The following is a 17,275-nucleotide window of genomic DNA, read 5'->3' as shown; positions in this document are numbered from 1 at the left end:
GTGTCGGACATTTGTCGGCAAAACGTCGGACTTCCGTCGGGCATCGTGTACAGAAAGGCCGGGGTTAACAATGCGCGCGGTGGGTCCGGCCTCTGTGCTCTGGCGCGTTCAATCGCCTAGTAGGTCGTGCGCGCATGCGCCCGCTCCGGCGGGTCCAGATGCGGGTGCGCGTTGAAGCCCGCGAGCAGCGTGCCCTCGTCGCGGACCTGGAATCGGTGCACCGAGGAGTTCCGGATCGGCAGCAGGATGTGGCAGGTCCGCGCGGTGTCCAGCCCCAGCGCCTGGCCGATCAGCGTGCCGATCACGCCGCCGGAGGTCACGCAGAGCACCCGCGCGCCGGGGGCGCTGGCCGCAGCCAGGGCCTCGGCGATGCGCCCGGCAAAGCTGGCATAGCTTTCGCGCCCGCGGATCGTGTCCGCCTGCCAGGCGGCCATGACCTTTGGCACATGGTCCGAAAACTCCTCGGGCGTGGGATGCGGCACGCCGTGCACGTCCTCCATCGCCTGGCTGAGCCGGTAGTAATCCATCTCGTCCCAGCGCGCGTCTTCCTCTGCCGCAGCACCCATATCGCCCATCCCGGCGGCGGTTTCCTTGTGGCGCCGCAGCGAGCCCGTCAACACGCGGTCAAAGGGGGCCTCATGGGCGCGCAGATGCGCCCCAAGCCAGGCGGCCTGCTGGTGCCCAAGCTCTGAGAGCCGGTCATACTCCTCCTCGGTCTTGGCCGTGGAGTTCGCCTGGCCGTGGCGGATTAGAACGATCTCTCCCAATGTCGCGCCTTCGTCTTTTGCAGTTGCGGAGCCGGAGTGATCCGACATTCGCGGGCAAGGTACAAGCCGTTTCCAGATCGGAAAACCCGCGTTTACGGGTAGGCGGTCAACCAGCCCTTCAGCATCGGTAGGGCGATGGCCGCCAGCACGCCCACGACCACGCCGACGCCAAGGCGCGCCGGCAATGAGGGCATAACCGGCGAGGCTGCGCCGAGGCAGCCGCAGATCACGGCATAGAAGGCGATTGCGATCGGGTCCATGCTTAGCAGTCTAGCAAAGTCCCGCGCCGCGTAAAGCGGGCCGCGCCCCGGCTGGCGATTAACTGAACATCTGTTCAAAAAGTGAGTTGACGCAAGGCCCCCAAATTTGAATAGTGACACACGGAATCGCGCAAAGCGATCCAAGGCCGCAAGAGCCACCAGGGAGGACTACGTGACCGGTACGCAAAACCAGGTCGACGACCTGATCTCTATACCCGCGCTTCTGGCGCGCAACGTGCGCGACTTTGGCGACCAAGACGCCTTCCGCGAGAAGGAGTTCGGGATCTGGCAGAGCTGGACCTGGAGTGAGGTCGCGGAAGAGATCGAGGCCATGGCGCTGGGCCTCGCCGGGCTGGGCCTGGCCAAGGGCGACCACGTCGCCATCATCGGGCGCAACCGGCCCAAGCTTTACTGGGCCATGGTCGCCGCCGAGAAATGCGGCGCCATCCCCGTGCCGCTCTACCAGGACGCCGTGGCCGAGGAGATGGCCTATGTGCTGGAGCATTGCGGCGCGCGCTTTGTGATCTGCGGCGACCAGGAGCAGGTCGATAAGGTCATCGAGTGCCAAGAGAAGGTCAGCAGCGTCGAGCATGTGGTCTATTACGACCCGCGCGGGCTGCGCAAATACGACCACTCTAAGATGACCTCGCTGGAGGGCATGATGGCCTCGGGGCGGGCGGCGGAGGCCAGCCTCCGCGCTGACCTCAAGGCCCGCGAGGCCGCGCTGACCTATGACGACACCTGCGTGATGCTCTACACCTCGGGCACCACGGGCCGCCCCAAGGGCGTGGTCCTGAGCAACCGCAACATCATCGAGGCCTCCAAGGCCTCGTCCGAGTTCGACAGCCTCACGCATGACGAGCAGATCCTGGCCTACCTGCCCATGGCCTGGGTCGGCGACTTCATCTTCTCGGTGGGCCAGTCCTTCTGGAACGGCTTCTGCGTGAACTGCCCCGAGCGCGCCATGACCATGTATGAGAACCTGCATGAGATCGGCCCAACCTATTTCTTCGCCCCGCCGCGCTATTTCGAGGAGCGCATCACCATCCTGACCATCCGGATGGAGGATGCGGGCCGGCTGAAGCGCAATATGTTCAAGTACTTCATGGCCCATGCCCGCGAGGTGGGCCCGGATATCCTTGACGGCAAGCCGGTGGGCGGCTGGGACCGCTTCAAGTACTGGCTGGGCAATATCTGCGTCTACGGCCCCCTGCGCAGCCGCGCGGGCATGTCCCATGTGCGCGTGGCCTACACGGCAGGCGAGGCCATCGGGCCGGAGATCTTCGACTTCTGGCGCTCCTTGGGGATCAACCTCAAGCAGCTCTACGGCCAGACCGAGGCCTCGGTCTTCATCACCAACCAGCCCGATAGCGAGGTGCGCTCGGACACGGTGGGCGTGCCCATCCCGGGCGTGGAGATCAAGATCGGCGACAATGGCGAGGTCTATTACCGCTCGCCCGGTACCTTCGTCGAATACTACAAGAACCCCGAGAGCACCGCCTCCACAAAGGACCCCGAGGGCTGGGTCGCCACGGGGGATGCGGGGTTCATCGAGGAAAGCTCTGGGCACCTGCGGATCATCGACCGCGCCAAGGACGTGGCCAAGCTGTCCACCGGGCAGATGTTCGCGCCGAAATACGTCGAGAACAAGCTGAAGTTCTACCCCAACATCCTAGAGGCCGTGGTGATCGGCGCGGGCCGCGATCACTGCTGCGCGATGGTCAATATCGACCTCACCGCGGTGGGCAACTGGGCGGAGCGCAACAACATCGCCTATGGCTCCTACCAGGAGCTGGCCGCGCATCCGCAGGTCTATCAGACCGTGCAGGAGCATATCGAGGAGGTGAACCGGAGCGTCGCCCAGGACGAGATGCTGAACGGCTGCCAGATCCATAGGTTCTTGGTTTTGCACAAGCAATTGGACGCCGATGACGGCGAGCTGACCCGCACCATGAAGGTCCGCCGGGCGGTGATCAACGACAAGTTCGGCGATCTGGTGGACGCCTTGTATGACGGCTCCAAGGAGATCTACACCGAGACCGAGGTCACCTATGAGGACGGCCGCAAGGGCAAGATCACGGCGACGCTGGAGATCCGGGATGCCGCCGTGCAGCCGGTCGGTCAGAGGATGGCGGCGGAATGATTTTGGTTTCGAATTTCGCATGCGCGAAATCCGACCAACTGGGGGGACGCTGTCCCCCCAGACCCCCCTGGGATATTTTCAAACCGAAGAAGGGACCATGTGGTGCTTGATACGGGCGACAGCTATGTGACCGCAGACGGGCGCACCATCGGCGGCGTGCTGATGGAGATGAAGAATATTACCCTTAAGTTTGGGGGTGTTACGGCGATCAAGGATATCTCGTTCGATATCCGCGAGGGCGAGATCCGGGCCATTATCGGGCCCAATGGCGCGGGCAAGTCGAGCATGCTGAACGTCATCTCGGGCTTCTACAAGCCGCAGGAGGGCGAGGTCTGGTTCAGGGGCGCCGTGCGCGGCCCGGTCAAGCCCTTCCAGGTCGCCCAGGAGGGCATCGCGCGCACCTTCCAGAACATCGCTCTGTTCGAGGGCATGAGCGTGCTCGACAACATCATGACCGGGCGCCTGACCCATATGAAGACCAACATGGTCGCCCAGGCGATGTGGTGGGGCGCTGCCGAAAAGGAAGAGAACGAGAACCGCGAGAAGGTCGAGCGGATCATTGATTTCCTTGAAATTCAAGCGATTAGGAAGACGCCGGTGGGGCGGCTGCCTTACGGCCTCAAAAAGCGGGTCGAGCTGGCACGGGCCCTGGCCGCCGAGCCAATGCTCTTGCTGCTCGACGAGCCCATGGCGGGCATGAATGTTGAGGAGAAGGAGGACATGAGCCGCTTTATCCTGGACGTGAACGACGAGTTCGGCACCACCATCGCGCTGATCGAGCACGATATGGGCGTGGTCATGGACCTCTCGGACCGGGTCGTGGTGATGGATTACGGCAAGAAGATCGGCGACGGCACGCCGGACGAGGTGCGCTCCAACCAGGCCGTGATCGACGCCTATCTTGGGGTCAGCCATGACTAAAATCCGGCGTCGGATAAGCGTCGGCTTTCCGTCGGACTTCTGTCGGGCAAGTGTATGGCTTTTGTGCGTTATCAGCGGCTTAGCTGTCGGGCCGGCGACCGCCACCCAGGCGGGCATGGCCGAGCGCTTGGCGGGCTATGTCGAGGGCTGCCGGGCGGCGCTCTTGACCGGAGAGGTCGGCGCCTTCGCCGATCTGGAGGAGGAAACACGGGCGGTGACCGAGACGGTCACGATCCTCGGGTGGCGCGGGGCCGATGAGGGCGGGCTGACGGTGAGCCTGCTGCGGCGGGGCGAGGCCTCTGGCGTCTGCGACGTGGCCTATCGGCCACTCGGGCCGGACGCGGCGGAGCTGACCGCTCTGGCGCAGCTCTCCGAAGCGCTGGCCGTGGCCGAGATGGCGAAACCTGGCAGCAAGGTGGAGCTCGCCCAGGCGGGGCAGGTGATCCTGACCTGCGCGGAGACGCGCGGCATGGCGCTGTTCCTGGACCCGACCGCGAAGGGGCGGGGCTTCGCCGCGCAACTGGCCACCGTGCCCGCGTATCGGATGGGGTGCGGCGGGTGAAGCGGTTCCTTTGCATAGCCTGCTCGTCGCTGCTTCTGGCGGCCCATGCCGAACGATCCAACGCTGCGGTCGATGAGGCGCTGGACACCCTCTTGACCGATTGCTGGGATGCGGTGGATGGCGGCGGGCTGGACTACCTCACGCCCTATAAGATGGCGTTTCATGGGGTCGACGAATGGCAGACTGCGATCAACGAAATCTGGCGCGGCAAGGCGGTGACAGCGTCCGGCGAGATCGACGTGAAGGCGAGCATCCGCGAGGGTGTGCTTTTTGACTGCACGCTGCTGACCTTTCCAACGCCCGACGGCGCGGACGCCATCGAGTATTATGAGGCGCAAGACACGCTGGATCATTGGTTTGGGGCCAGATACGCGCGACCCCACCATCACGACACCTTTCCAGAGTACCGCCTGCACGCCATGGTGCGCTGCGACCCGCGCTATTGGGCGGTTTCGGCCAGCGCGACGACGATGGCACCCTTCATTGACGAGGTTTTGGTTGGGGCCACCGAGAAACTCACCGGCGAGCTGCGTTTCGCCGCATTCATAACCGACGCCACCCGATACGAGGTCTGCGGATGAGAGGTCGCGGGATGCCTGACCAGTCTCTTTATGCCGCGCATCGGATGGGGTGCGGCGGCTAGATGGCGCTTTCGCCGACATATCGCGCTCGGCTGAGCGGGTTCGCCACGGGCGCCGTGGCGATGGCGGCTGTGGCATGGGCGCTGGGCTGGTTCGCCGCGCCGGACCGCGTGGCGCTGGTGATGGACCGGTTCGTGGCGCTGTGCAAACCCGGCTCTCGGGAGCCGGTGATCCACTCAAGCGCCTATGACGGGCTGATCCCCTATCCGGGCACGATTGCGGGCGGCAGCATGGCCGAAGAGCTTTGGGACCCAAAGGCAGAGGTGCGGCTGAGCGTCGACATAGACCGCTGCAGCGTCATTGCCGACATCGTGCCCTTCGATCCCGCGCAAGAGGCAGCACTTGCGACGGCGTTCCTGGAAATGGCGGCGGACATGATGCCGGGCGCGATCCACGAGGATATTGCGGCCCAAAACAACGCGGCGCTGTTCCACGTGTTCAAGGACCGGGTGCCAGACCCGCAGGAGTTCCTGATGCTGGCGCGGTGGGGGCACCAAGCGCCGCCGCATGACGGCCTAAGACTGAACTACGGCTTCAAGTTGGAGACACCGAGCGATGCCTGACCAGTTTCTTTATGCGGTGGAGGCCGCGATCAACGGGCTCATGGCGGGGGTGCTGTACGCGCTGGTGGCGCTGGGCTTTGTGCTGATCTTCAAGTCCTCGGGGATCTTCAACTACGCCCAGGGGGTCTTCGCGCTGTTCGCGGCGCTCACATTGGTGGGGATCATGGACGGGCAGGTGCCCTTCGCGCATCTGATCAACGCGCTGTTCGGCACGGATGTGCACCATTTCGGCTGGCACGCGCCCGCCCTCTTGGGCATCGCCCTGACGGTGGTGGTCATGGTGATCATCGCCATAGCGGTGGAGCGATTCATCCTGCGGCATCTGGTGAACCAGCCCGACATCATCCTCTTCATGGCAACCATCGGCCTGGCCTACTTCATGGAGGGCTTCGGCGACATGATGTGGGGCTCCAACATCAAGAAGCTGGATATCGGCATCCCGCAGGGCGGCTCTTTTTGGATCGAGGAGAACACCGCCTGGCTGGGGGGCGAGAACTTCTATGGCTTCTTCATCGACCAGCTGGATATCATCGCGGCGATCACCGCCGCCGTGCTGGTGATCGCGCTGACGCTGTTCAGCCAGTACACCAAGCAGGGCCGGGCGCTGCGCGCGGTGGCCGACGACCACCAGGCGGCGCTGTCGGTGGGCATCAGCCTGCGGTTCATCTGGGTGCTGGTCTGGTCCATCGCGGGCGTGGTGGCGCTGGTGGCGGGGGCCATGTGGGGGTCGAAGTCGGGCGTGCAGTTCTCGCTGTCGCTGATCGCGCTCAAGGCGCTGCCCGTGCTGATGCTGGGCGGCTTTACGTCGATCCCCGGCGCCATCGTCGGCGGGCTGATCATCGGCATGGGCGAGAAGCTGTTCGAGCTGCTGATCGGGGTGCCCTATCTGGGCGGCGCCACCGAGCTGTGGTTCGCCTATGTGCTGGCGCTGATCTTCCTGGTGTTCCGCCCGCAGGGCCTGTTCGGAGAGAAGATCATTGAGAGAGTGTGACCTTGCAGACGGCGACAAAGCTCGCGGCCTGGCTGCTGGCGCTCTACGCGGTGGGGTATTCCGGCCTGCTGCTGTTGTTGCTAGGCCAGATCGTTGTCGTCGGGGGCGTGCCGCTCTTGTTTCTATTGCCCGCCGGCGCGGCCATCGCGGCGATCTGGCGATTGGGCAAGGTGGAAGCGGGCGTCCATCGTGGGGCGGATTTCCTCATCGCCTTGGCGCTGGCCGTCGCCGCGCTGGGGTTCGGGCTGATCACAGTTGTTATTGGGTTCGAAGCGCCGCTCCGCGGGGCCATAGGCTTCATCCAGCTGGTGGGCTTTCTCGCGATGCCCACGGTGCTGTCGGGCTGGATGGCGGTGGTTTACATCCGCTCGGGCTGGCGCTGGTTCCGGCCGCCGCCCGTGGTGGACGCGGGGGTGTTCGAATGAGCGCGCGTTGGTGTCAGCCCCTGGCCCGGTTCTCGGGCAGGCTGTCGTCGAGCAGCACCTCGTCGTCTGCGTCCTGCGGGTCCGCGCCGTCCTCTTCTTCGTCGTCGTCGCTGCGCGCGAAGAACTCGTTCAGCGGCTCCTCTATCAGACCCATGCGGTGCGCCACCCCGATGGTGGCCGCGGTGAAGAGGCCCAGCGAGACCGTGAAGGCCGCCATGACGTCGCCGATGAACCAGGTCGCCAGCCCCATGCAGGTGATGAACCCCAGCCCCGCCAGCAGCGCGATCTGGGCCACCTCAGAGTACGGCGGCTCGTCGGTGATGATGTCGGTGTCATATTCCGGCGCGTCGAGGTCCACCTCCTCGGCGTCCTCGACGATGTTCATCACCGAGCGGCGCACGTCGTGGTACTCGTCCTCGTCGATCTCGCCGCGCTCATGGGCGGCCTCCAGCCGCCGGATCGCATCCAGGATTGCAGTCATGTCGTCCACCCTTACTCGCCGGACCAGAGATGCCGCGGGAAATGGGGCGAAATGTGGCAACATCGTGGAAGCGTGTGACGGGGTGAACAAAGCGTTACCGTGCGGCGGGCGGGACCAAATCTCTTTCAAGAGATTTTCAAATTCCTTCCAAGGAATTTGCGCCACCGCGATCCCGAAGGGAGCGCAATCCCTCACCCGCCCAGACCCAGTCGAAACCGTAGGGAAGATCTAGATGTTCTATCGTGAATCCGGTGACTTCAGCACCACCTACAGTCAGGACAGCCAGACCTTCCCCATCGCGTTTGATCGCTGGCGGTACTACGTGGTTCTGGCCTTCGCCTTCCTGGTGGTGCCGTTCATCATCAACGACTACTGGGCGAACGCGGTGCTGCTGCCCTTCCTGATCTACGCCATCGCGGCGATCGGGCTGAACATCCTGACGGGCTATTGCGGGCAGGTGAGCCTGGGCACGGGCGGGTTCATGGCGGTGGGCGCCTATGCCTGCTACAAGTTCATGACCGGGATCGACATCTACTTTATGGGCGCGGATGGCGAGTGGATCCGCTACGCGCTGCCGCCGATCAACATCTTCTTTAGCGTGCTGCTGGCGGGGCTGGTGACGGCCTTTGTGGGGCTCCTGTTCGGGCTGCCAAGCCTTCGCATCAAGGGCTTCTACCTGGCCGTGGCGACGCTGGCGGCGCAGTTCTTCCTGGTGTGGCTCTTCAACAAGTGGGAGTGGTCCTACAACTATTCGGCCTCGGGCCAGATCAACGCGCCCACGCGGGGCGTGTTCGGGTTCGAGGTCACCGGCGCCACGGCGAGCCCGGCGGCGAGCTATCTGTTCTGCCTGGTCTTCGCGGTGCTGCTGGCCTGGCTGGCGCGCAACCTCACCCGCGGCGCGGTGGGGCGCAAATGGATGGCGATCCGCGACATGGACATCGCCGCCGAGATCATCGGGGTGAACCCGCTGCGCGCCAAGCTGAGCGCCTTCGCGGTCTCGAGCTTCTTCGTGGGCGTCTCGGGCGCGCTGTTCTTCAGCGTCTATCTGGGCGCGGTGGAGGTCGGCGAGGTCTTTGGCATCCAGAAGTCCTTTTTGGTGCTCTTCATGATCATCATCGGCGGGCTGGGCTCGATCTTCGGCTCCTTCGCGGGGGCGGCCTTCATGGTGCTGATGCCGGTGCTGCTCAAGAACGTCATGGTCGGCCAGATGGGCTGGCCCACGGACCTGGCCGAGCACATGATCTTCATGGTCGTGGGCGGGCTGATCATGGTCTTCCTGATCGCAGAGCCGCATGGGCTGGCGCAGCTGTGGAGACTGGCGAAAGAAAAACTGAGACTCTGGCCGTTCCCGTATTAAGGTGGGGCCATTGGGTGCGGCGGGACAAGTCCCGCCCTACCGACCGAACCCGTAGGGCGGGACTTGTCCCGCCTCACGCGTAAAAAAGAAAACTAATGGGAGGAAAAAAATGAAATTGAAACTTGCGACTATGGCGCTGGCGGGGGCGATGACCGCCGCTGTCCCCGCGATGGCGGACCTTGTGTTCCCGTCGCTGTCCTACCGCACCGGGCCCTACGCCGCGGGCGGCATCCCCTTCGCGGATGGCTATCAGGACTACTTCACCCTGCTGAACGAGCGCGACGGCGGCATCGGCGGCGAGATGGCCCGGGTGCTGGAATGCGAGACCGGGTACAACACCGAGAAGGGCGTTGAGTGCTACGAGTCCACCAAGGGCGAAGGCTCGCTGGTCTATCAGCCGCTCTCGACCGGCATCACCTACCAGCTGATCCCCAAGGCCACCGCGGATGGCATCCCGATCCACTCGATGGGCTACGGCCGGACCTCGGCCGCGAACGGCAAGGTCTTCAGCCACGTGTTCAACTACCCCACCAACTACTGGAACGGCGCCTCCATCGCGGTGAACCACACCCTGGAGCTGAACGGCGGCGACATCAGCGGCAAGAAGATCGCGCTGGTCTACCACAACTCCGCCTATGGCAAGGAGCCGATCCGCACGCTTGAGGACCTGTCGGCCAAGCACGGCTTTGACCTGACCCTGATCCCCGTGGATCACCCTGGCCAGGAGCAGAAGAGCCAATGGCTGCAGATCCGCCGCGAGCGCCCGGACTACGTGTTCATGTGGGGCTGGGGCGTGATGAACCAGGTCGCCATCCAGGAGGCCGCCAACATCCGCTTCAACATGGAGAACTTCATCGGCATCTGGTGGTCCGGCTCGGAGAATGACGTGCTGCCCGCGGGCGACGCGGCGACCGGCTATAAGGCGCTGGCCTTCCACAATGTGGGCTCGGACTTCCCGCTCTTTGGCGACATCCAGCAATACGTGCTGGACGCGGGCAAGGCCGCGGGCGCGGGCGATCAGGTCGGGACCGTGCTTTACAACCGGGGCGTCTATGCCGCGATGCTGGCCGCCGAGGCCGCCCGCACCGCGCAGGGCATCCACGGCGTGAGTGACATCACCCCCGCGATGATGCGCGACGGCATGGAGGCGCTTGATATGAGCGCCGAGAAGATGGCCGAGCTGGGCCTGCCGAACTTCGGCCCCACCTTCAAGGTGAGCTGCGAGAACCACGGCGGCGACGGTCTTGGCGCCGTGGCGCAGTGGGATGCGGGCTCTGGACAGTGGTCCCTGATCTCGGACTTTGAGGCGCCCGACGCCGACGTGATCGGGCCGCTTGTGATGGCCGACTCAGAGGCCTACGCCTCGGAGAACAACATCGAAGCGCGCTGCAACTAGGCGCGTGAGCATCCCGGCCGCGGCGCGCGCTGCGGCCGGGTGTTTGCGTATTTATGACAAGATGAAGCAGGGGAACTGCGCCCCTCTATACCGGTGAGGCAAGACATGCTGGACGCGGGCCGAACAGACGAGACCCTGCTTGAGGTCAACAATATCGAGGTGATCTATAATCACGTGATCCTCGTCCTGAAGGGCGTGAGCCTGAGCGTGCCCAAGGGCGGCATCACCGCGCTGCTGGGCGGCAACGGCGCGGGCAAGTCCACGACGCTGAAGTCGATCTCTAACCTGCTGGGCTCGGAGCGCGGCGAGGTCACCAAGGGCTCGATCCATTACCGCGGAGAGGACACCGCGCATCTTGATCCCGCCGACATGGTCAAGCGCGGCGTGATCCAGGTGATGGAGGGCCGGCATTGCTTTGAGCACCTCACCGTCGAGGAGAACCTGATGACCGGGGCCTATACCCGCCGCGACGGCGCCGCGGTGAAGCAGGATCTGGACCTAGTCTACACCTATTTCCCGCGCCTGGCCGAGCGGCGCAAATCCCAGGCCGGGTATACCTCGGGCGGCGAGCAGCAGATGACCGCCATCGGCCGCGCCCTGATGAGCCGCCCCGAGACCATCCTGCTGGACGAGCCCAGCATGGGCCTGGCGCCGCAGCTGGTGGAAGAGATCTTTGGCATCGTCAAGAACCTCAACGAGAAGGAGGGCGTGAGCTTCCTTCTGGCCGAGCAGAACACCAACGTCGCCCTGCGGTTCGCGCATTACGGCTACATCCTGGAATCGGGCCGCATCGTGATGGACGGCCCCGCCGATGAGCTGCGCGAGAACCCGGACGTGAAGGAGTTCTACCTGGGGCTCTCGGAGGAGGGCCGCAAGAGCTATCGCGACGTGCGCTCGTACCGCCGCCGCAAGCGTTGGCTGAGCTAAGCGCGCCGCAATCCAAATGAGTGCTTCCGCACGCTCTTTCCTAAGCGCGCGGCGCGGCGACGCGAAACATGAGCCGGGCGTTGATTGGCGAGGGCGCGCATGCGTATTTTCAACAAGGTGAAGCATAAAGGGAGCGCGCCATGGCAGCCTATTACGACGATCTAGAGACCCGCAGCCAGGACGCGCGGGAGGCCGATCAACTGAGCCAGGCGCAGGCGCTGGTCGCACGCATCCAGGCCGCGGTTGGCGCGGCCTGGCCCTCGGGCGCATTGGCCGATCTGGCGGATCTGCGGCGCTTTCCGGTTCTGCGCAAGAGCGACCTTGGCGGCTGGCAGTCCGCCCGCCCGCCATTCGGCGGCGTCGAGATGGGCGACTACACGCATCTTTTCCAGAGCCCCGGGCCGATCTATGAGCCGGGCCATGTGGAAAAGCCCGACTGGTGGCGCTTTGCGCGGTTCCTGCACGCGGCGGGCTTTGGCGCGGGCGACGTGGTGCAGAACTGCTTTGCCTATCACTTCACCCCCGCCGGCATGATGTTTGAGAGCGGCGCGCGGGCGGTGGGCGCCAAGGTCTTCCCCGCGGGCACCGGCCAGACCGAGCTGCAGGCCCAGGCCGCCCATGCCATGGGGATCACCGCCTATGCGGGCACGCCGGATTACCTGAAAGTGATTCTCGACAAGGCCGACGCGCTGGGCCTGAGCCTTGGCATCACCAAGGCCGCGGTGGGCGGCGGCGCCCTGTTCCCCAGCCTGCGGCAAGAATACGCCGATCGCGGCATCGCCTGCCTGCAATGCTACGCCACCGCCGATCTGGGCAACATCGCCTACGAATCCGACGCCATGGAGGGCATGATCATCGACGAGGGCGCCATCGTAGAGATCGTCACGCCCGGCACCGGCGACCCCGTGCCCGAGGGCGAGGTCGGCGAGGTGCTGGTCACCGCGCTTAACCCCGACTACCCGCTGATCCGCTTTGCCACCGGCGACCTCAGCGCCGTGCTGCCCGGCCAAAGCCCCTGCGGGCGCACCAACAGGCGCATCAAGGGCTGGATGGGCCGCGCCGACCAGACCACCAAGATCAAGGGCATGTTCGTGCGCCCCGAGCAGGTCGCCGCCCTGGTCGCGCGCCACGCCGAGGTCACCAAGGCCCGCGTCATCGCCACCCGCGCCGGCGAGGCCGACGCCATGGAGGTGCAGCTTGAGACCCCGGCCAGCGACCCCGCACCCTACGCCGCGAGCCTCAAGGAGGTCCTGAAGCTGAGCGGCACCGTCACCCTGGTGCCGGAGGGCAGCCTGCCCAAAGACGGCAAAGTCATTGACGACCAACGGGTTTATGACTGACCATAGCCCAAGTTAACCATTGAGCCATTTTAAGGGGAACACATGTCGCGGATGCTAAGAGCTTGGATCGCCGCCTTTGTCCTGGCCTGGCCTGGGGTGGCCAGCGCCGAGGACGTCGCCATCATCATCGCCAACCAATTCTACGAGGACTACCCGCGCGTGCTAGAGGCCGGCCAGGCGCGCACCCTGGAGGGTGATCTGCGCGAGGCGGGGTTCTCGGTCGATGTGATCTCGAACACCCGCAAGACCGCGTCGATCCAAGAGGCGGACGCGCTGTGGCAGCGCATGGAGGCGGCGGACCGGCTAGTCATCGTGATCGCGGGCCATATCGTGGACGGGGCGGGGCAGAACTGGCTTCTGCATGTGGATGCGGGCCCGGTGAACGGGCTGCTGATTGGCCGCGAGGCGCTGCCGCTGGAGCCCTTCCTGGCGCTGGCCGGGCAGCGGCCGGGGGACGCGATCGTGGCCATCGCCGAGGCGCCCCGGCCCGCGGTGGACGCCCTGGGGGCCCGCTCTGGCTTTCGGGAGCGCGGTGTTGCGAACGGGTTGACCGTGATCGCGGGGCCGCCGGGGCCGGTGGCGCGGGCCATTCGCGAGGACATCCTGCAGCCCGGGCGCAGCATCGCGGGCGCGCGCGACCGCGCCTCCAACGGCGTGCGCTTTATGGGCTACGTGCCGCGCAACAAGGCCTTTGTCGACGGCGGCGGCGACAGCCCCGAGCTGCTTGCGCAGATCGAGATGCTGGCCTGGCGCGACGCGCAGGCGCAGGACACGCTTGAGGCCTACCGCGCCTTCATCCGCCGTTTCCGCGATGGCCCCTACACGCAGGAGGCCCTGCGCCGCGAGCGCGAGCTAAGCCTAACGCCACAGGAGCGCGCCCAGCGCGCCGAGGCCGCCTTGGGCCTGACCCGCCAGCAGCGCGCCGCCGTGCAGCGCCAGCTTACGCTTCTAGGGTTCGACACCCGCGGCATTGACGGCGTCTTCGGGCGCAACTCGCGCACCGCCATCTCGCGCTGGCAGGGCAGCGTCGGGCAGCCCCGCATGGGCTTTCTGACCGGCAACCAGGTCACGCAGATCGAGGCCTCCGCCGCCGTGCGCGCCGAGGAGCTGCGCCTAGAGGCCGAGCAGCGCCGCCGAGAGGCCGAAGAGCGCGACCGGCTCTATTGGAACCAGACCGGGGCCAGCGGCGACGAGGCCGGCCTGCGGGCCTACCTGGAGAACTACCCTGACGGGATCCATTCCGACGAGGCGCGCCGCCGCCTTGCGGCCATCGAGCGCGACAGCCGCCGCCTGGCCGAGGCGCAGGAGCGGGAGGCCTGGAACCAGGCCACCATCTTCAACACCGTTGAGGCCTATCGCGCCTATCTGGACGCCTATCCGCGCGGGCTCTTCGCCGGGGAGGCGAACGCCCGGATCCAGGCGATGGCCCAGCCGGAGACGCCGCGCGACGTCATAGAGGCCGCCGCCGCCGAGGAGAAACGCCTGCGGCTGAACCTTGTGACGCGGCAGTTGATCGAGCGGCAGCTGAACGCTCTGAACATGGAGCCGGGGCGCGCGGACGGCAAGTTCGACAAGCAGACCCGCAAGGCGCTGCGCAACTTCCAGCGCGCCGCAGGGCTGGCGGTGACCGGGTATGTGACGCGCGAGACCACCATTCGCCTGCTGGCCTCGGCGCTTTGAGACCCGCGCCGCTGCTGCGGGCCGCCGCCCTGGGTGCGCTGTGCCTTGGCGGGCCCGCGATGGCGCTTGATTATTGCGAGGAGCTTTGGTTCGCGCGCAACATGGCCTTCCACAAGGCCGGGTACTGCTTTGGGTCCAATCTGGGGCAGGCGGTGTTCGGCAATTTCGGCTGTGTCGGCAAGGATGTCACGCTGGCCCCGCGGCAGGCGGCGTTCGTGGCGCGCCTGCGCGCCAGCGAGGCGGAGGAGGGCTGCCGGGTGGACACATCCGCGGGCCGGGTCTCGGTGTCGCTTAGCGAGGCGCGCAAGCGGCTCACCGATCAGCCATTCCCGTCGATATATGAGAGCGCCTGCATCGGGTGGCGCGGCGGGCCGCTGTCGCTTTTTGCCGGGCGCGGGCAGGACGCGGCGAAGATGGCGACCGTGTTCGACGGGGTCGATCTGCTGCTGCAATACGAGGACGCGGACGGGTACAGCTTTGTCGAGGCCATGACGGAGGGCGAGGTCGTGGCCGTGGGCTGGGCCGCGATCCGGTTCGACGCGGCGAGTTGCGAGATGATGGCGGGGTAAGGCGACCGCTCTTTGCGCCCTTGTCGGCTTCGCCGCCTTCAGACCTGCTTGCGCGCCCGGAGCGCCGCCGTGATCGTGCCATCGTCAAGGTAGTCCAGCTCTCCGCCGATCGGCACGCCCTGCGCCAATGAGGTCACCCGCACGCGGTGCTCTAGCTGGTCGGCGATGTAATGCGCCGTGGTTTGCCCGTCCACGGTGGCGTTGAGCGCCAGGATCACCTCGGTCACCTCCTCGCTGGACACGCGCTCGATCAGCTTGGGGATGCCAAGCTGCTCTGGCCCGATCTGATCCAGCGCCGACAGCGTGCCGCCCAGCACGTGGTAGCGCCCCTTAAAGACCGCCGCGCGCTCCATCGCCCAGAGATCGGCCACGTCCTCGACCACGCAGATCTCGCCGATGCGGCGCTTTTCGCTGGTGCAGATCGAGCAGATGTCGGCGGTGGAGATGTTCCCGCAATTGAGGCATTCGCGCGCGGTGTCGGCCACCGCGCCCATCGCCTCGGCCAGGGGCTTCATCAGCATGCCGCGCTTCTTGATCAGATGCAGCGCCGCGCGCCGGGCCGAGCGCGGGCCCAGGCCGGGCAGGCGCGCCATCATGTCGATCAGGGCGTCTATCTCTTTGGGCGCGTCGCTCATATGGACAGGTTTAGACTGGTCACCCGACATGTTGTAGCGGAGAATGCAGGAATGAAAACCGGGGACGTTTCTTTTTGGTACCGCGCGCTGGGCGGGTTGCCGCCGCGCCGCGCGCCGCTGGAGGGCGACGCGCGCGCGGATGTCTGCATCGTCGGCGCGGGCTATACCGGGCTTTGGGCGGCGTATTACCTGAAGAAAGCGGACCCTGCGCTGGACATCCTGATCGTGGAGAAAGAGTTCGCGGGCTACGGCGCCTCGGGGCGCAATGGCGGCTGGCTGACCGGCGGCTTCGCCTGGGACCACCGCGCCTATGGCGCGGGCGTGGACCGGATGGCGCGGGCGCTGCATGGCGCGGTGGACGAGGTGATCGGCGTGGCCGAGGCCGAAGGGATCGAGGCCGATATCCACCGCACCGACGAGCTGACCATCGCCACCAACGCGGGTCAGATGGCCCGCATGCGCCTGGGGCTCGAAGAGCGCCGCAGGATCGGCGACGGGCCCGAACAGCTCTTTGAGATCAGCGCGCAGGAGGCCCAGGCGCGCGTTAACGTGCCCGGCGTGCAGGGCGCCTTGGTCGAGACCGGCGTGGCGCGCATCCAGCCCGCGAAGCTGGTGCAGGGGCTGGCCAAGGCGGTTGAAGCCATGGGCGTGAGGATCGCCGAGGGCACCTCGGCCACCCGCATTGAGACGGGCCGGGTCGCGACCGACCGGGGCATTGTCCGCGCCGGCGCGGTGCTGCGGGCCACCGAGGGCTACACTGCCGGATTGCCGCAAGCGCATCGCGACTGGCTGCCGCTGAACTCCGCCCAGATCGTGACCGAGCCGCTGCCCGAGAGCCTTTGGGCCGAGATCGGCTGGGAGAAGGCCGAGCTCTTGGGCGATATGTCCCAGGTCTATTGCTATTGCCAACACACCGCCGATGGGCGCATCGCCGTGGGCTCGCGCGGGGTGCCCTATAAATGGGGCTCGGCCACCGACACCGACGGCGCGCCGGATGGGGTCACCGTGGCGCGGCTGCGCGGGATCCTGAGGCGCTACTTCCCGCAGGTCGCGGCGACGGTGCCCGTCGCCCATGCCTGGTGCGGCGTTCTGGGCGTGCCGCGGGACTGGTGCGCGAGCGTGGGCTTCGACGCCCAGACCCGGGTCGGCTGGGCCGGCGGCTATGTCGGCGTGGGCGTGTCGACATCGAACCTCGCGGGCCGCACGCTGGCGGATCTGGTGCTGGGCCAGGCGAGCGTGCTGACCGATCTGCCCTGGGTGAACCGCCAGGTGCGGCGCTGGGAGCGCGAGCCGTTGCGCTGGCTGGGCGTGCGCGGCATGTATGGCGCGATGCATGCGGCGGATTGGTGGGAGCGGCGGCGCGGCTAGGCGAGGATGCGGCGCTTGTCACGTTGGACGGAGTTGGCCTGGAGCCCCGGCCTTTGGGCCCGCCAAATCTCTTGCAAGAGATTTGCACTTTCCTTCCAAGGAAAGTGGCCCCGCGCGTTGGTAAGAGGTTGGGATAGAGTGATCATTTTGGGGCACGCTGTAGAAACTCTTGCAAGAGTTTCGCAATTTTCTTGCAAGAAAATTGCGGCGCTCCAACGCCCGCGCCAGGCCATACTTGCACCACAACCA

The 17,275-nt window shown here is 66.0% G+C and carries 18 protein-coding genes; 14 read left to right on the top strand and 4 right to left on the bottom strand.

All coding sequences use genetic code 11. The features are described 5' to 3' along the window. Window positions 1–116 precede the first annotated feature (116 nt). Both AIOL_RS01720 and AIOL_RS25650 read right to left on the bottom strand, forming a co-directional pair. Complete coding sequence (locus AIOL_RS01720; protein ID WP_049641917.1) at window positions 117–767, bottom strand: histidine phosphatase family protein; 651 nt, start codon at window positions 765–767, stop codon at window positions 117–119. Window positions 768–859: 92 nt separating this feature from the next. Beyond that, entirely contained in the window at window positions 860–1,027 is a 168-nt protein-coding gene (locus AIOL_RS25650; protein WP_200898713.1) for a hypothetical protein, read from the bottom strand. A gap of 172 nt (window positions 1,028–1,199) precedes the next feature. Between AIOL_RS25650 and AIOL_RS01715 the strand changes: the two genes are divergently transcribed. The 7 genes from AIOL_RS01715 to AIOL_RS01685 all read left to right on the top strand — a co-directional run bounded on the left by AIOL_RS01715 (window position 1,200) and on the right by AIOL_RS01685 (window position 7,273). Continuing rightward, window positions 1,200–3,170 (top strand): AMP-binding protein, encoded by a 1,971-nt coding sequence (locus tag AIOL_RS01715; protein ID WP_049641293.1) that lies wholly within the window; start codon window positions 1,200–1,202, stop codon window positions 3,168–3,170. A 102-nt stretch (window positions 3,171–3,272) separates the two neighbouring features. After that, window positions 3,273–4,091, top strand: coding sequence for an ABC transporter ATP-binding protein (locus AIOL_RS01710; RefSeq protein ID WP_049641916.1), 819 nt, complete (start codon window positions 3,273–3,275; stop codon window positions 4,089–4,091). A 115-nt stretch (window positions 4,092–4,206) separates the two neighbouring features. Beyond that, window positions 4,207–4,653, top strand: coding sequence for a hypothetical protein (locus tag AIOL_RS01705; protein WP_152912310.1), 447 nt, complete (start codon window positions 4,207–4,209; stop codon window positions 4,651–4,653). After that, window positions 4,650–5,234: a hypothetical protein gene (locus tag AIOL_RS01700; RefSeq protein ID WP_152912309.1), complete on the top strand. Its 585-nt coding sequence runs from the start codon at window positions 4,650–4,652 to the stop codon at window positions 5,232–5,234. The genes AIOL_RS01705 and AIOL_RS01700 overlap by 4 nt, the downstream gene beginning before the upstream one ends. A gap of 62 nt (window positions 5,235–5,296) precedes the next feature. Continuing rightward, complete coding sequence (locus tag AIOL_RS01695; protein WP_049641290.1) at window positions 5,297–5,857, top strand: hypothetical protein; 561 nt, start codon at window positions 5,297–5,299, stop codon at window positions 5,855–5,857. After that, entirely contained in the window at window positions 5,850–6,848 is a 999-nt protein-coding gene (locus AIOL_RS01690; RefSeq protein WP_049641289.1) for a branched-chain amino acid ABC transporter permease, read from the top strand. Before AIOL_RS01695 ends, AIOL_RS01690 begins: the two co-directional genes overlap by 8 nt. Beyond that, entirely contained in the window at window positions 6,845–7,273 is a 429-nt protein-coding gene (locus AIOL_RS01685; RefSeq protein WP_049641288.1) for a hypothetical protein, read from the top strand. The genes AIOL_RS01690 and AIOL_RS01685 overlap by 4 nt, the downstream gene beginning before the upstream one ends. Window positions 7,274–7,286: 13 nt before the next feature. Here AIOL_RS01685 and AIOL_RS01680 read toward each other — a convergent pair whose 3' ends face one another. Next, window positions 7,287–7,754 (bottom strand): hypothetical protein, encoded by a 468-nt coding sequence (locus tag AIOL_RS01680; RefSeq protein WP_152912308.1) that lies wholly within the window; start codon window positions 7,752–7,754, stop codon window positions 7,287–7,289. A gap of 232 nt (window positions 7,755–7,986) precedes the next feature. Here AIOL_RS01680 and AIOL_RS01675 point away from each other — a divergent pair, with 232 nt between their 5' ends. From AIOL_RS01675 to AIOL_RS01650, 6 genes are all read left to right on the top strand, one after another. Beyond that, window positions 7,987–9,111 carry a branched-chain amino acid ABC transporter permease gene (locus AIOL_RS01675; RefSeq protein ID WP_049641286.1) on the top strand — a complete coding sequence of 375 codons (1,125 nt, stop codon included), beginning with the start codon at window positions 7,987–7,989 and terminating at the stop codon, window positions 9,109–9,111. 109 nt (window positions 9,112–9,220) lie between these two features. Then, entirely contained in the window at window positions 9,221–10,507 is a 1,287-nt protein-coding gene (locus tag AIOL_RS01670; RefSeq protein WP_049641285.1) for an ABC transporter substrate-binding protein, read from the top strand. Between the two features lie 105 nt (window positions 10,508–10,612). After that, window positions 10,613–11,434: an ABC transporter ATP-binding protein gene (locus tag AIOL_RS01665; RefSeq protein WP_049641284.1), complete on the top strand. Its 822-nt coding sequence runs from the start codon at window positions 10,613–10,615 to the stop codon at window positions 11,432–11,434. Between the two features lie 140 nt (window positions 11,435–11,574). Then, entirely contained in the window at window positions 11,575–12,774 is a 1,200-nt protein-coding gene (locus AIOL_RS01660; RefSeq protein WP_049641283.1) for a phenylacetate--CoA ligase family protein, read from the top strand. Window positions 12,775–12,816: 42 nt separating this feature from the next. Then, entirely contained in the window at window positions 12,817–14,454 is a 1,638-nt protein-coding gene (locus tag AIOL_RS23875) for a peptidoglycan-binding domain-containing protein (protein ID WP_053101147.1), read from the top strand. After that, entirely contained in the window at window positions 14,451–15,023 is a 573-nt protein-coding gene (locus tag AIOL_RS01650) for a DUF4453 domain-containing protein (RefSeq protein WP_049641282.1), read from the top strand. Before AIOL_RS23875 ends, AIOL_RS01650 begins: the two co-directional genes overlap by 4 nt. Before the next feature lie 38 nt (window positions 15,024–15,061). Here the strand turns inward: AIOL_RS01650 and recR are convergent, their stop codons facing one another. Continuing rightward, complete coding sequence (gene recR, locus AIOL_RS01645) at window positions 15,062–15,658, bottom strand: recombination mediator RecR (RefSeq protein ID WP_049641281.1); 597 nt, start codon at window positions 15,656–15,658, stop codon at window positions 15,062–15,064. A 51-nt stretch (window positions 15,659–15,709) separates the two neighbouring features. Here recR and AIOL_RS01640 point away from each other — a divergent pair, with 51 nt between their 5' ends. Beyond that, window positions 15,710–17,026, top strand: coding sequence for an NAD(P)/FAD-dependent oxidoreductase (locus AIOL_RS01640; RefSeq protein ID WP_049641280.1), 1,317 nt, complete (start codon window positions 15,710–15,712; stop codon window positions 17,024–17,026). The last annotated feature ends 249 nt before the right edge of the window (window positions 17,027–17,275 follow it).

The organism is Candidatus Rhodobacter oscarellae (assembly GCF_001078595.1).
GTDB classification, from domain to species: Bacteria; Pseudomonadota; Alphaproteobacteria; order Rhodobacterales; family Rhodobacteraceae; genus Rhodobacter_B; species Rhodobacter_B oscarellae.
The sequence above is the reverse complement of the archived record's forward strand: the minus strand, read 5'-3'. Positions and strand labels throughout refer to the sequence as shown.

Bases quoted from the DNA above. Each gene is read 5' to 3' on its own strand.
- AIOL_RS25650 (WP_200898713.1), bottom strand. From the start codon at position 1,027: ATGGACCCGATCGCAATCGCCTTCTATGCCGTGATCTGCGGCTGCCTC.
- AIOL_RS01705 (WP_152912310.1), top strand. From the start codon at position 4,207: ATGGCCGAGCGCTTGGCGGGCTATGTCGAGGGCTGCCGGGCGGCGCTC.
- AIOL_RS01695 (WP_049641290.1), top strand. From the start codon at position 5,297: ATGGCGCTTTCGCCGACATATCGCGCTCGGCTGAGCGGGTTCGCCACG.
- AIOL_RS01690 (WP_049641289.1), top strand. From the start codon at position 5,850: ATGCCTGACCAGTTTCTTTATGCGGTGGAGGCCGCGATCAACGGGCTC.
- AIOL_RS01680 (WP_152912308.1), bottom strand. From the start codon at position 7,754: ATGACTGCAATCCTGGATGCGATCCGGCGGCTGGAGGCCGCCCATGAG.
- AIOL_RS01675 (WP_049641286.1), top strand. From the start codon at position 7,987: ATGTTCTATCGTGAATCCGGTGACTTCAGCACCACCTACAGTCAGGAC.
- AIOL_RS01670 (WP_049641285.1), top strand. From the start codon at position 9,221: ATGAAATTGAAACTTGCGACTATGGCGCTGGCGGGGGCGATGACCGCC.
- AIOL_RS01665 (WP_049641284.1), top strand. From the start codon at position 10,613: ATGCTGGACGCGGGCCGAACAGACGAGACCCTGCTTGAGGTCAACAAT.
- AIOL_RS01660 (WP_049641283.1), top strand. From the start codon at position 11,575: ATGGCAGCCTATTACGACGATCTAGAGACCCGCAGCCAGGACGCGCGG.
- AIOL_RS23875 (WP_053101147.1), top strand. From the start codon at position 12,817: ATGTCGCGGATGCTAAGAGCTTGGATCGCCGCCTTTGTCCTGGCCTGG.
- recR (WP_049641281.1), bottom strand. From the start codon at position 15,658: ATGAGCGACGCGCCCAAAGAGATAGACGCCCTGATCGACATGATGGCG.
- AIOL_RS01640 (WP_049641280.1), top strand. From the start codon at position 15,710: ATGAAAACCGGGGACGTTTCTTTTTGGTACCGCGCGCTGGGCGGGTTG.